We start from the raw sequence: 13349 nt of genomic DNA on the forward strand, positions 1-13349 counted from the left end.
GCCTAGAACCCGGCCTTGGCGCGAAACTTCATCGACGTCCCGCTATCGGGGCTTTTCAGGCGCAATTCCTCGGAATGCAGCATGAGGCGCGGAAAGGCCCGTGCCTCACCTTTTGCATAGAACGGATCACCCAAAATCGGATGGCCCAGCGCCAGCATGTGAACCCTCAGCTGGTGCGAGCGTCCGGTTTTCGGGAACAGGCGTATGCGGGTAGTGTTGCCTTCATGTTTGACCACGCGCCAATCCGTCACCGCAGGTTTACCAGTGTCATGGCAGACCATTTGGAGCGGCCGGTTGGGCCAGTCTACAATCAACGGCAGATCAACAGTTCCGGTCTTTGACTCTACCATGCCCCAGACGCGGGCAATATAGGTCTTGCGAGTCTGACGCTGTTCAAATTGCATGCTCAGATTGCGCTGCGCATGGGGCGTCTGGGCAAAAACCATCACGCCCGAGGTATCGCGGTCCAACCGATGCACAAGCAGCGCCTGCGGAAACGCCGCCTGCACACGGGTCAGCAGACAATCGGCCAGATGCTCTCCGCGACCCGGTACGGACAAAAGCCCCGAGGGCTTGTTCACCACAATCAGATGCGCATCTTCGTGCAGCACATCCAGCGGTGTTTTCGGGGGATCGTAGGTCTCGCTCATGCGGGTCTGCCTATCGCAAGCGACAACCTCCCGCAACGTCGCGCTTGCCTGAACTGAATAGTTCAGCAAATGATGCGACAACTCGGAGGAGAAACCATGCACCCGACAATCGAACAACTCAAAGATGTCATCACAAAAGGCGATGAAAGTCTGATTCACGAGTTTCTGGCCGAAGACGTGCGTTTTCTGCCGCCGACCTACTACAGCACCTGGGCCGGGCGCGAACCCGTGGCGGCTCTGCTGGGGCATGTGGGGCAGGTATTCTCGGACTTCAGCTATCGTCGGATCATGGGTGAAGGCAAAGACTGGGCGTTGGAATTTCAGTGCAAGGTTGGTGATCTGGATGCGGTTGGTGTGGACTTGATCCGGCTGAATGATGAAGGCTTGATCGAAAAGTTCGAAGTGGTCATGCGCCCACTTAAAACTATTGCAGCCCTGCGCACCGAGATGATGGCACGCGTGGCAAAAGACCCTCGCTTTATCAATTTTAAGGACGCTTTGGGTTGACCAAGCCTGCCCGGATCGGAGCTGATCAGTTTCTGAGATTACCGCTGTTGCCACTATTGGCGGCACAGGGGATTTCAGTTCGACGAAAGGCGCGGTTCCTGCCCGAACCGACCGGGCCGCGCGAAGGCCGTGAAGGGCGCGGCCCGCGTTTGCGGTTGCTAATCGCAGGCGACAGCTCGGCAGCAGGTGTTGGCGCTGGCACCCAGGCGCAGGCTTTGTCCGGGCAGTTGGTCGCACAGCTAGCAAAAAGCCACAGTGTCGAATGGCGGCTCGAGGCTATGACAGGGCATACAACGCTGGATACACTGAAACGCCTTGACGGTCTGACAGATCAATTTGATGCCGCCATTACGGCGCTTGGCGTCAATGACGTCACCCGTGGCGTCACTAAAAAGCGGTTTGTCGAACACCAATCCCGTCTGATGCACCTGATCACCGACCAGCTTGGAGCCCGGCGTGTCATTGTAACGGCCGTTCCCCAGATGGGTCGGTTTCCCGCCTTGCCGCAACCGCTTGCCTGGGTGCTGGGGCGTCAGGCAGCCCGGCTGGACCAGGGATTGCAGCAGGTCGCTACTGAATTCCCTCAGATCCGCCATTTGTCGATTGATCTGCCCGACGACCCGGCGCTGGCCGCCTCGGATGGGTATCATCCCAGCCCCAAAGCCTATGCGATCTGGGCGCATGAGGCCGCCGAATTGTTGCGTCAGGCCTGAGCGCGTATCTGCCGGATCATCGGGATCGAATAGACCACAAGTGCGGCCCAGATCAGCGGAAACGCAATCATGCGGCCACGGTCAATCTGCTCTCCAAAAACCGCGATGGCAGTCACAAAAATCATGGTCGGCGCGATATATTGCAGGATGCCCATCGTCGACAGGCGCACCAGCTTGGCGCCATTGGCATAGATCAACAGCGGCACTGCGGTCACCACCCCTGCCCCGGCCAGCAGCATGGTGTCGGTTGCGACCAGCCCGAAATGCCCCGTCCCGTTGACCCCCAGCCAAGTCACATAAACCAATGCGGGGATCAGAAGGATCAGCACTTCCAGCAAGAACCCCTGATTTGGCCCGATGGGGAGTGAGCGTTTGAAGAAGGCGTAGAACCCCCAGCTGAACATAAGCCCCAGCGCCGCCCAAGGCAGGCTTCCGGCCTCTACAACAAGAACCAACACCCCGGCTGCGGCCAACCCAACAGCAATCAGCTGCGTCCGGTTCAAAGGTTCGCGCAGCAGCACCGCGCCCAGCGCGATACTGAACAGCGGATTTATGTAATAGCCCAGCGCTGCGTCCAGCGCATGCCCACTGGCTATGGCCCAGACATAGATCGCCCAGTTCACCGATATCAACGCAGCCGTCAGACAGGCCATGCCCAGCATCTTGGGATCGCGCAAAGCTGACTTCAGATCCCGCGTCCGGCCCAGTGCGATCAGCAATAGCCCGGCCAAAGGCACCGACCAGATGATACGATGCGCCACAACCTCAACCGGCGCGATATGGGCCATCGCCTTCATGTATAAAGGCAAAAACCCCCACAAAACATAGGCCGTAACCGCCAGAACAAGGCCTTTTGGCGTATCGGCATTCTGTGTGGGTGTTGCGTTGGCCATTGCGGGTCTCCGGGGGGTACCGGTCGTCTTTACGGTAATCCAGACATGCTTGGGAACCGCGAAAACTGTGAAGCGGCCCATCAGGATATTTGATATGTGAGACCAGAACAAAGCCGGAGCGCCGCAGTGCTCCGACAATTTGATTACACTTTGACGCGTTCGGATTTCGGATCGTACATCGGTTTCAACGACGCCTCGGCCATTACCTTCACGCCGCACACGTCGATCTCATAGGTTGACCCCAGAACATCCGCCGCCTTCTCACCCTCGCAGGGCACATAGCCCATACCGATAGCGCCACCCAAAGTATGACCATAATTGCCCGAGCTGAGATAACCGACATATTCCCCGTCCCGCACGATCGGTTCATTATGGAACAACAGCGGTTCCGGGTCGGTCAGGCGGAACTGAACCAGGCGGCTTTTCGGCCCGCTTTCCTTGCGGGCAATCACTGCCTCGCGCCCGATAAAGTCACAGCCTTTGTCCACCTTGACCGCAAAACCAAGCCCGGCATCCACGACGTTGTCCTCGCACGTGATGTCATGACCAAAATGGCGAAAGCCCTTTTCGATCCGGCAACTGTCCATCATGTGCATGCCACAGAGTTTCAGGTCCATGTCCTGACCGGCCTCATGCAGCGTCTCGAACACATGGCCCGCCATATCGGCGGACATGTAGATCTCCCATCCCAGCTCGCCCACATAGGTCACCCGATGAGCGCGGGCCAGGCCCATGCCAATCTCAATCTCTTGTGCGGTGCCAAAGGGGTTGGTCGCGTTCGAGAAATCCGCCGGCGAGACCTTTTCCAGCAAAGCGCGCGCATTGGGGCCCATCACGGCCAAAACGCCTTCGCCAGCGGTGACATCGGTTATGACCACGTTGAAGCTACCCACATGGCGCATCATCCAGGTCTGATCCGCCAGCCGCGTCGCCGCCGGGGTCACGACCAGATAGGCGGTCTCGGTCAGACGGGTCACCGTCACATCCGCCTCGATCCCGCCGGTGCGGTTCAGGAACTGGGTATAGACGATCTTGCCGTTCGGCACTGAATAATCGCCGCCCCCGATATAGTTCATGAACGCCTCGGCATCCGGTCCTTCAACGCGAATCTTGCCAAAAGAAGACATGTCGTACATGCCCACATTCTCGCGCACCGCGCGGTGTTCAGCAGCTGAGTTCTCGAACCAGTTCTGACGTTTCCAACTGTACTGGTATTCGCGCTCCTGCCCCGGATTTGCGTACCAGTTTGCACGCTCCCAGCCCGCCAGTTCACCAAAGACCGCGCCCTGCTCTTTCAGATGGTGATGGAACGGGGTGCGCCGAACACCGCGCGCAGTGGCTTTCTGGCGATAGGGGTAGTGGTCGGCATAAAGCAGGCCCAGCGTCTCTTTCGAACGCTCAAACAGATATTGTTTATTGCCCTGAAACGGCTGCATCCGGCTGATATCCACATCGCCCAGATCAAACGGTTTCTCGCCGCTATCCATCCATTCCGCCAGCGCCATGCCCGCACCGCCCGCAGATTGAATGCCGATCGAGTTGAAGCCCGCCGCGACCCAGACATTGTCCATCTCGGGCGCGAGACCGAGGTGATAGGCATCGTCGGGGGTAAAGCTCTCTGGTCCATTGAAGAATGTATGAATCCCAGCTTCGGCCAGCATCGGCATCCGGTTACAAGCCGCTTCGAGGATGGGCTCGAAATGGTCGAAATCCTCGGGCAACTGGTCAAACTCAAAGCTTTCCGGGATGCCGTTCATCCCCCAGGGCTTGGCATTGGGCTCAAAAGCACCCAGCAGGATTTTGCCCGCATCTTCCTTGTAATAGGCGCATTCATCCGGCACCCGCAGAACCGGCAGTTGCGACAGTCCGTCAATGCCTTCGGTGACGATGTAGAAATGTTCGCAGGCGTGCAGCGGGACGTTCACACCGGCCATGCGGCCGACCTCGTGCCCCCACATGCCGGCACAGTTCACCACCATGTCGCATTCAATATGACCCGAAGCGCTGCCGTCATCGGCAACCCAGTCCACACCGGTCACAGTGCGACCTTGTTTGGTGATGTCGGTGACCTTCACCCGTTCCTTGGTAATGGCACCGCGTTGCCGCGCGCCCTTAGCCAGGGCCAGCGCGATATTGGCCGGGTCACCCTGCCCGTCCAGCGGAAGATAGACCGCGCCCTTGACGTCTTCGACATTCAGATGCGGATACATTTCCTTGACGCGCTCATTGGAAATCTCTTCGACCTCAACGCCAAAGGCACGTGCCATGGCAGCCAGGCGATAGATCTCTTCACGGCGTTCCTCAGTCAGCGCCACGGTGATCGATCCACAGCGCCTAAGCCCGGTGGACACACCGGTTTCCTCTTCCAGCGCGCCGTAAAGCTCCTGCGTGTATTTCGCCAGTTTGGTCATGTTGGACGAGGCCCGCAGCTGAGCGATCAGACCCGCCGCATGCCATGTGGTGCCGCTGGTCAACTGCTTGCGTTCAAGCAGCACAACATCGCTCCAACCTTTCTTGGTCAGATGATAGGCAACCGAGCATCCGATGACGCCGCCGCCGATGATGACAACTCGGGCTTTGTTTGGAAGATCAACCATCCTGAGGTCTCCGCTGAATCAGGTTTTGGGCACGTTGCCATGGAAGATCGACAATAAATGCACCAAAAGCGTCATGTTATGGGCGATTTTCACCTATGTGACGCAGCCCGTCTTTCGCGCCTCAGAACAAAGGGCGTGACCCCGAAAAAGCTTTTGTAAACCGATGAGAAACCGTTCGGAAAGCCGCAGGCCAGACCGATTTCCCGAACGCTCATCGTGGTGTTCAGCAGCAGGTTGTTAGCCTTCGCCAGCCGCATCTCGCGATAGAAACCGTTTGGGCTGGTGCCAAAGAAAGCTTTGAATTTTCGCTCAAGCGATCGGTTCGAAAGATTTAATGCCTCGACAATCTGCTGGATGGGTAAGGGGTCTTCGATATTGGCCTGCATCAGCTTGATACATTGATCCAGCTTGGCGTCCCCAGTAGCTGTCAGTTGCGCCCCCGAGAAAGGCTGCATCGATGAAAAGTCGCGGATATTTTCGTGCAGCATGATATTGGCCACCGTCATCTTGGCAGGCCCCGAGATGTGGCGTCCGATCACGGACAAAGCAACATCGGTTGTCGCCTCCATCCCTGCGCAGGTCACGACCTGGCCCTGTTCTGTGGCTATCGACAGCTTCGCCTCGAACCGGGCCCCGCGTTCACTCAGGAAAGAGGCGTTTTCCCAATGGGTCGCCATGTCTGCGGTGCCAAATTCGTCAATATAGCGGCTGGCAGCTTCGGCCAGCAAAAAGACCTGAGCGCCTCGGAACGTATAGTCCGATACAACCCGTCCGATAGACAGATCGGGGTGGTCAGGGTCGGAATTTCCGATCACAAACAGATAATCCGCCTTGGGATGGGTTGATACGGGTTCAGTTTGGACCGTCGCATCGCTGCTGCTGGCAATGGGCCCACCTTTCAGAGACCGATAGGTAAAGCTGAAGGGCGGGTTGGGGCAGACGCGGTTGGCCAGCCTCAGAACCTCAATCAATGCGGCAAGCTCCAACAGCACATAGCCCGGCGCGACCAGAACATCGAAATGTATCTGCGCCTTGTCGGTCAAGCTATCTGGTCGTTGCCGCATCTTTACCCCCTTCAGACGATGCTGTGGCCAGCAGCGCACAGCCGATCTGCCAGTCGCTGAATGTGATCGGGACCGACTTCGCAGCATCCGCCGATGATAGTTGCACCCTGCGCCACCCACCCCATCGCCTGATCAGCATATTCATCCGGCCCAAGGTCGTGGCGCTGTTGCAGCGCATCGACGGTTGGGGCGTCTTGTAGAAATTCCTGGGTAATCCCGGTGAAGCCATTGGCATATGCCCCAAACGGACGCCCGAAGGTCGCGATAATATTCAGCGCAGCGGGCACCGCCTCGGGGCGCGAGCAGTTGATCAGCACGGCCTCAGGCGTAAAGCGATCAACCAAAGATGCTATTCCCGACAATGGCTCACCCGACCGAAGCCGCGTCCCATCATCATCCATCACGGACAGCGCCAGCCAGACCGGCTTGTCTGCCTGTTCCGTTCCACGCAACGCGCCTTCGGCCTCTTGCACCGACGACACGGTTTCGATCAGGAACAGGTCAACGCGATCTGCCATCATCGCCACCAGTTCGGAGAATTTCTCTGCCGCCTCTTCGACCTCTGGATTCAGGTCCGGCCTGTAAGAGGCGAGAAGCGGACCCAAAGCCCCAGCGATGCGCCTACCCGCGGGCCGCGCACGCTCGGCCTGCGACAGGGCCGCCTCGATCAGACCTGGCAGCTGATCACCCAAGCCGACACGGTCCAGACGCGACCGGTGAACAGCATAGGTATTTGTCGTGGCCACAGTCGCACCGCGTGAGAAATAATCCGCATGCACATCCCCGACCAACTCGGGATGGTCCATCATCACCCGGGTCGACCACAAAGGCGTCGGCGCATCACCGCTGCGTTTGACCAGTTCCTGTCCGATAGACCCATCCAGAAGGGTTATATCTGCCATCAATGAACCTCCTCAGGGAACCAGAACCAGTTTTCCCGGAAACGTTTTTGACTGAAAGTCCTCTTGCGCCGTCGCAATGTCTTTCAGCGGATAGGTTTTTGAAATCAGGGGCTTGATCCGCCCCGCATTCATCAGTTCGACCAGGCGACCGAAGACTTCGAACGGCTGATGGGTGCTGCCGTGAATGGTAATGTCGCGCAGATAGATATCCCGCAGATCGGCTTGAACAATCGGGCCAGCAATCGCACCCGCAACGGCATAGTGACCGCCCGGTTTCAGCGCCAGGATCAGGTCAGCCCATGCAGGTCCGCCCACCACGTCAATGACCACGTCGAACATGTCGGTGGGCAGCGACGCATCCCGGTTGAACGTGGCGGTCGCGCCCTGGCTTTTCACCGCTTCGGCCTTGGCCGCACCGGTCACGCCCCAAACCGAGGCACCGCGCAGCGCCGCCAGTTGCACGGCGGCAAGGCCCACACCGCCCGACGCCCCGGTGATCAGCACCTTTTGCCCGGCAGTCACAGCGGATCGGGTCAGCAAAGCCTCGGCAGTTCCGAAGGCGCAGGGGATAGCGGCAATTTCAATATCGGACAGGGGTGAGGCGCTGACATCGTAAAGGTCATCGGCCTGCACCAGACAATATTGCGCAAAGGCGCCGTCAATCTCGGACCCAAGCACGATGAAGCCTGTCGGGTTGCCCGGTCGCGGACGTGGCAGGTTGATCGGACAGGTCACGCGCTGGCCTGAAGTGAACCCAGTCTCGGGCCCTGCGATTTCGACGATGCCGCAAAGGTCGCCGCCCTGAATGCGCAGGAAGTTCAACGCGCCGCCCCAGCCTCCGGCTTCGACCTCTTGATCCACGGCATCTGTGGCGCCGGTCACGTCCGAGGAATACCAGCCGATACGGGTGTTGATATCGGTGTTGTTCACCCCGGCTGCGGCCACACGGACCAGAACCTGCCCCGGCGCAGGGGTTGGGACGGGTATATCGTCACGCCATTCCAGCGCCTCGGGCCCGCCGTGACAGGTCAGGAATACACCGGACATCGTTTTAGGCAGTGTCATGATCAGACCTCGTCATCGGGATGAGGCGGCACAGAGCCCATCGGGACAATGTCATACCGCGCGTTCAATTCGGCCATTTTCACCTCATCGGCGAAGTCCGCCTCGGTCATCTTGGCCAGCTCAGCAAGGAAGCCGTCAAAACCGGCAGGCTGGAAAATCATCAGCATCTTGGCAGGTGCTTTACCAGCAACGCGGCAGGCATGCGGCATACCGGGCGGCACATGCATCGTGCTGCCCGGCCCACAGCGATGCCAGTCGCCATCAACGTAGAAGTCCACTTCGCCTTCCAGAAAATAGAAGCTTTCGGCATGGGTTTCATGGCGATGAAGGCCAAGCGCAAAGCTGGCCTTCAGATTGTCTTCCATGAGCGTATAGGCGCCATCAGTATCCCGGGTCGAAACCTTCACAAATGTGTGGTCATTTTCCCAGTCATAATTGAGGCCCTCTCCGGGCCCCAGTTTTGAATAACGCGTGCTCATGCAGGTCTCCTTCGGGCGATCAGGCGCGCAGCCGCTCGTTTTCTGGATCCCAGAGCGGTTTATCGTCCTGTACCACGGCGCGCCGCTTTTCACCGAAGATTTCGATTTCAAGCTCGGTACCTGCCACCGCCAATTCGGGACGGATCATGCCCAGCGCAATGGATTGGCCAACGCGATACCCCCAAGCGCCCGAGGTGGTTTCGCCAACGATCTCGCCGTTGTGCCAGATACAGGACATGTAGGGTGCATCCGCGTCACCTGCCTCGACCAACATAGTGGCAAACGCCTTTTTCACGCCCTGCTGCTTTTCGTTCAGGATCGCGGCCTTGCCGGGGAAGTCCTGCGGTTTGTCAAGTTTGACGAACCGTTCCAACCCGCCTTCCAACAGAGAGTAATCAGTGGACAGATCGCCTTTCCAAGCCCGATAACCCTTTTCGATGCGCAGAGAGTTCAGGGCGTACATCCCGAACGGTTTGGCACCAGCGTCAAGGATCGCGCCATAGATCGCGGGCATATGGTCGTTCAGCGCGTGAACCTCCCAGCCAAGTTCTCCTGCAAACGAGACGCGGATCAGGAATGCGGGCTGACCTGCAACCGTGGCCGATTGATGGGTCAGCCAGCCACTGGACAGGTCCGCATCGCTCAGCCCCGCCAGAATGTCGCGCGATTTTGGACCTGTCACGATCAGCGTGTCACGAGTGGTGGTGACATCCTCGACGGTGACGCCAGTGGGCATTGCCTCGGTCAGGATATCGCGGTCATGCCATTGCGCTGTAGCGGCCGTGATCATGACGAACTCGTCATCGCCGAGGCGGATACAGGACATTTCGGTCAGGATCCGGCCGCGACCATCTGAGATATAGACCAGGTTGATGCGACCCACCTTGGGCAAACCGCCGGTAACCAGCGACCGCAGCGCCTCGGCGGCACCCTCACCTTTTACGATGAAACGCGAAAATCCGGGCAAGTCCAATACGCCGCAATGATCACGGACAGCCTCGCACTCTTCCTTGATCCGCTTCTCCCATGGCCCCGAACGGCCCCAGGTATGGGTCGCTTCTTCAGAGGTATCGTCGCCCGGTTGCGCAAACCAGTTGGCGCGTTCCCAGCCGTTATAGGGCCCCATCACGCCGCCCAATTCCTTGACCTTGGTGTGGACAGGCGACAGCTTTTTGTCGCGCGCGGCGGGCCATTCATGGTGCGGGAAATGCATGGCGTATTCGTTGCCATAGACCTCAAGCCCCTTCTGGTTGCAGTAATCCTGATCGGTGTAATCGGTGTAACGGCGCGGATCGACGGCCCACATATCCCACTCAGTTGCACCATCGACGATCCATTCGGCCAGCACCTTGCCGGCACCACCGCCCTGCGCGATGCCGAAGGTAAAGGTATGCGCCTCAAACGCGTTGGTCACGCCCGGCATCGGGCCAACCAGCGGCAGCCCGTCCGGCGCGTAGGGGATGGGTCCGTTGATCACCCGGCCCACGCCCGAGGTCCCCATCAGCGGCACCCGCTCCATCGCGTCGGTGACGATGTCTTCGATCCGGTCCAGATCATCATTCCATAGCTGGAAACTGAAATCCTCGGGCATCGGATCATCCTCGGTCATCCAGTGGCCCTTGCAGTTGGGCTCATAGGGGCCAAGGTTGAATCCGTTCTTCTCCTGCCGAAGGTAATACGAGATATCCACGTCGCGCAGAAGCGGCAGCTTTTTACCACCATTGGCCTTGGACCATTCCTCGATCTCGGGCACTTCGTCGGTCAGCAGGTACTGGTGGCTCATCACCATGGCCGGAACGGTGCGACCGCCGAAGGGCTTGAACCATTCACCCACACGCTGGGCGTAATACCCGGCGGCATTGACCACGTGGTCCGCTTCGATATCGCCCTTGTCGGTATGCACGATCCAGGTCTTGTCTTCCTTCTGGGTCACACCCGTGGCCGGGCAGAAACGCAGGATCTTCGCCCCCATGTCGCGCGCACCCTTGGCCAGTGCCTGGGTCAACTGCGCCGGGTCGATGTCGCCATCGGTCGGGTCGAACAGAACACCCTCAAGGTCATGAGTTTCCAGGAACGGGTAATGCTCTTTGGCCTGTTCGGGTGTCCACATCTCCATCTCGATGCCCTGATAACGGCCCATCGCCATTGCCCGCTCGAACTCCTGCACCCGCTCTTTCGAATGGGCCAACCGGATTGAGCCGGACTGGTGATAGTTCATCGGATAGTCGACCTCTTCACCCAGCCGCGCATAAAGCTCGGTCGAATAGCGCTGCATGTTCATGATCGCCCAAGAGGTCGAAAAGGTCGGCACGTTGCCAGCTGCATGCCAGGTCGACCCGGCGGTCAGCTCATTTTTCTCCAGCAGAACACAATCGGTCCAGCCCTTTTTGGCCAGATGATACAGGGACGATGTCCCCACCACTCCGCCACCGATAATAACCACGCGGGCTTTTGTCGGAAAATCACTCATGTCTTTCAGTCCCTGTTACTGTGCCTCTTGAGGCAGATCGTCCGTGATGTCGTAGTAATCGCCTTTGTCAGCCACAAATATATGGCGGGCGAGGGTCAGTCCGGTGGGTGCATCCAGCGCCCCCATAGCAATGGCAATCCGATCTTCGTCCTTATGCTGCCAGAACAGGTAAGAGCCGCAGGCGTTGCAAAATCCCCGACGGGCGATGTCGGAAGCACGAAACCAGCTCAGCGTATCGCTGGCGGTGAAGGTGATGTCGTCTTGATGGGCCGAGGTCGAGGCCCAGACATGACCCGACTGTTTGCGGCATTGACCGCAATGGCAGGCCGAGGCGGCAGGAAGATCGCCTTCGATCTTGAACGCAACCGAGCCGCACAGACAGGAACCTGTATGCATTTCGCTTATCCCCTTGCTGCTGGCGCGCTGGTGGTGCCCAGCAACACGCCATAAATGATGAAACAGGTGGCCATGACCCGGCGCACCCAGATGTTGAACACGGCCCCCAGCGCGGCCCGCCCCATAAGCGCACCTAGAAGAGTGAACCCGATGTAGCTGAGCGTTGTGATGATCAGCGCCGTTGGCATGATGACCAACATTTGCTCCCAGATCGGCACATCCGGCTGCACGAATTGCGAGAATGCAGCAAGATAACCCGCGACGCTTTTGGGGTTGATTGTCGCGACGGCCAGCGCGTGCAGATAGACATGCCGTGCAGGGCGTTCGGAAATAGGGGCGGGATTTGCTGCAGCCTTCCAGCCTCGGACACCCAGCCAGATCAGAAACCCTGCGCCCACCAGCTTGGCGATGAAGAATCCGGTGGGTGAGGCCGCGATCAAGGCCGTCACCCCAAGCGCCGACAAAACCAAAAAGGCGCTGGCTTGGGTCAGGATCGCCAAGACACCCAGCATCGCTTTTGCGAAGGGCAGGCTCATCCCGTTCGAGATACAGTTCACCGCGTTAGGCCCCGGTGTGGTTACAAACACCACCCAGAACAGCGCGAATATGGTCCAGGCCTCGAAACTCATCAGTACACCGGAGGTGCGATGACCCAGATGACCACAGCGGGCTCATCATGAGGGTTCGCCCAAATATAGGGTTCGTTCTTGATCCGAAAACTGTCACCGGGCCCAACCGAAAAGCTTTGCGCGCCGATGGTCAGATTCAACTGACCGGAAATCACATAGCCAACCTCTTGCGTGGGGCGGTCCGCCGGATTCTGCATCTTGGAATGCGGCTCAAAGGTGGAATGCACCATCTCAAAATCGTCAGTCAGATCGGGTGACAGCAGTTCCTCGATCAAACCTTCTTCGCCCGACCCCATAGGGCGGCGCGACCCGGCGCGCACGACATAGCCTTGTTCATTGGCGGGGGCGGCAGAATGGGCGAACAGCATGGACATCGGCACACCCAGACATTCCGCGATCTGACGCAGGTCTGAAATTGACGGTTCGGACTTGTCGCGTTCAACCTGGCTGAGCCATCCGACCGACCGGTTCAACCGCTCTGCGATCTCGGTCAGCGTCAACCCACGCGCCTTACGCAATGCGCGAATGTCGGCTCCGAGCGTTGCACTGTGGGGGGCTTGGCTGTTCACCGAACTCTCCGATATCTGGTGAAATTTTCCTCGTGTTTTTCACGATGCCGCGAATCGGTGAAAATTCCAAGCATTTTTTCACTTGGGAAAATCGACGCATTTAGCTATCCGTCAGCTATGTGGATTGCGGTTATATACCTGTGGGTCATCAACGGCCTGACTTTGCTGGCCTTTGGCTGGGACAAGCTGCGCGCCAGACGCAGAAAAAGCCGGGTTCCGGAACGCAGGCTATTGTGGCTGGCGGCACTGGGCGGCAGTCCCGGTGCGCTGGTCGGGCGTTGGATTTTCAATCACAAGTCCCGAAAAGGCCGGTTTTCCCTGTCGCTGTTTGCGATCTTTGCGACTCAGGTCGGGCTGGCATATTTCCTAATCACAGACATTCTGTAGTTGGCTTGATCCGCAAGCCACGTAAGAT

At 58.6% G+C, this 13349-nt stretch carries 14 protein-coding genes; 3 read left to right on the top strand and 11 right to left on the bottom strand.

Annotated features, from left to right (window positions below; translation table 11 throughout):
• Positions 1-2 precede the first annotated feature (2 nt).
• On the bottom strand, positions 3-809 hold the full coding sequence (locus tag AC2FHW_RS09505; RefSeq protein WP_281286270.1) for an RluA family pseudouridine synthase: 807 nt from the start codon (positions 807-809) through the stop codon (positions 3-5).
• On the opposite strand from AC2FHW_RS09505, the gene AC2FHW_RS09510 reads away from it, so the two are divergent.
• Both AC2FHW_RS09510 and AC2FHW_RS09515 read left to right on the top strand, forming a co-directional pair.
• A complete protein-coding gene (locus AC2FHW_RS09510; RefSeq protein ID WP_142637264.1) occupies positions 747-1157 on the top strand; it encodes a nuclear transport factor 2 family protein in 411 nt (136 codons plus the stop codon). The genes AC2FHW_RS09505 and AC2FHW_RS09510 overlap by 63 nt on opposite strands.
• A complete protein-coding gene (locus AC2FHW_RS09515) occupies positions 1154-1870 on the top strand; it encodes an SGNH/GDSL hydrolase family protein (RefSeq protein WP_271949709.1) in 717 nt (238 codons plus the stop codon). Before AC2FHW_RS09510 ends, AC2FHW_RS09515 begins: the two co-directional genes overlap by 4 nt.
• Here the strand turns inward: AC2FHW_RS09515 and rarD are convergent.
• From rarD to AC2FHW_RS09565, 10 genes are all read right to left on the bottom strand, one after another.
• The gene (gene rarD / locus AC2FHW_RS09520) at positions 1861-2763 is read right to left on the bottom strand and encodes an EamA family transporter RarD (RefSeq protein ID WP_496821830.1); all 903 of its coding nucleotides are present in this window, start codon (positions 2761-2763) and stop codon (positions 1861-1863) included. The genes AC2FHW_RS09515 and rarD overlap by 10 nt on opposite strands.
• 143 nt (positions 2764-2906) lie before the next feature.
• Positions 2907-5360 carry a GcvT family protein gene (locus tag AC2FHW_RS09525; protein WP_496821832.1) on the bottom strand — a complete coding sequence of 818 codons (2454 nt, stop codon included), beginning with the start codon at positions 5358-5360 and terminating at the stop codon, positions 2907-2909.
• Between the two features lie 89 nt (positions 5361-5449).
• A complete protein-coding gene (locus tag AC2FHW_RS09530) occupies positions 5450-6424 on the bottom strand; it encodes a GlxA family transcriptional regulator (protein WP_142637047.1) in 975 nt (324 codons plus the stop codon).
• 11 nt (positions 6425-6435) lie between these two features.
• Positions 6436-7326, bottom strand: coding sequence for a homocysteine S-methyltransferase family protein (locus AC2FHW_RS09535; protein WP_281973076.1), 891 nt, complete (start codon positions 7324-7326; stop codon positions 6436-6438).
• 12 nt (positions 7327-7338) lie between these two features.
• Complete coding sequence (locus tag AC2FHW_RS09540; protein ID WP_496821833.1) at positions 7339-8391, bottom strand: zinc-binding dehydrogenase; 1053 nt, start codon at positions 8389-8391, stop codon at positions 7339-7341.
• 2 nt (positions 8392-8393) lie between these two features.
• The gene (locus AC2FHW_RS09545) at positions 8394-8870 is read right to left on the bottom strand and encodes a cupin domain-containing protein (protein ID WP_281973075.1); all 477 of its coding nucleotides are present in this window, start codon (positions 8868-8870) and stop codon (positions 8394-8396) included.
• A 19-nt stretch (positions 8871-8889) separates the two neighbouring features.
• Positions 8890-11340: a GcvT family protein gene (locus tag AC2FHW_RS09550; protein ID WP_142637053.1), complete on the bottom strand. Its 2451-nt coding sequence runs from the start codon at positions 11338-11340 to the stop codon at positions 8890-8892.
• A 15-nt stretch (positions 11341-11355) separates the two neighbouring features.
• Positions 11356-11736 (bottom strand): GFA family protein, encoded by a 381-nt coding sequence (locus AC2FHW_RS09555; protein WP_142637055.1) that lies wholly within the window; start codon positions 11734-11736, stop codon positions 11356-11358.
• A gap of 5 nt (positions 11737-11741) precedes the next feature.
• Positions 11742-12365 (bottom strand): LysE family translocator, encoded by a 624-nt coding sequence (locus tag AC2FHW_RS09560; protein WP_281973074.1) that lies wholly within the window; start codon positions 12363-12365, stop codon positions 11742-11744.
• A complete protein-coding gene (locus AC2FHW_RS09565) occupies positions 12365-12934 on the bottom strand; it encodes a helix-turn-helix domain-containing protein (protein WP_142637059.1) in 570 nt (189 codons plus the stop codon). Before AC2FHW_RS09565 ends, AC2FHW_RS09560 begins: the two co-directional genes overlap by 1 nt.
• Positions 12935-13051: 117 nt before the next feature.
• On the opposite strand from AC2FHW_RS09565, the gene AC2FHW_RS09570 reads away from it, so the two are divergent.
• On the top strand, positions 13052-13321 hold the full coding sequence (locus AC2FHW_RS09570) for a DUF1294 domain-containing protein (protein WP_142637060.1): 270 nt from the start codon (positions 13052-13054) through the stop codon (positions 13319-13321).
• The last annotated feature ends 28 nt before the right edge of the window (positions 13322-13349 follow it).

The organism is Ruegeria sp. YTSA108 (assembly GCF_059610185.1).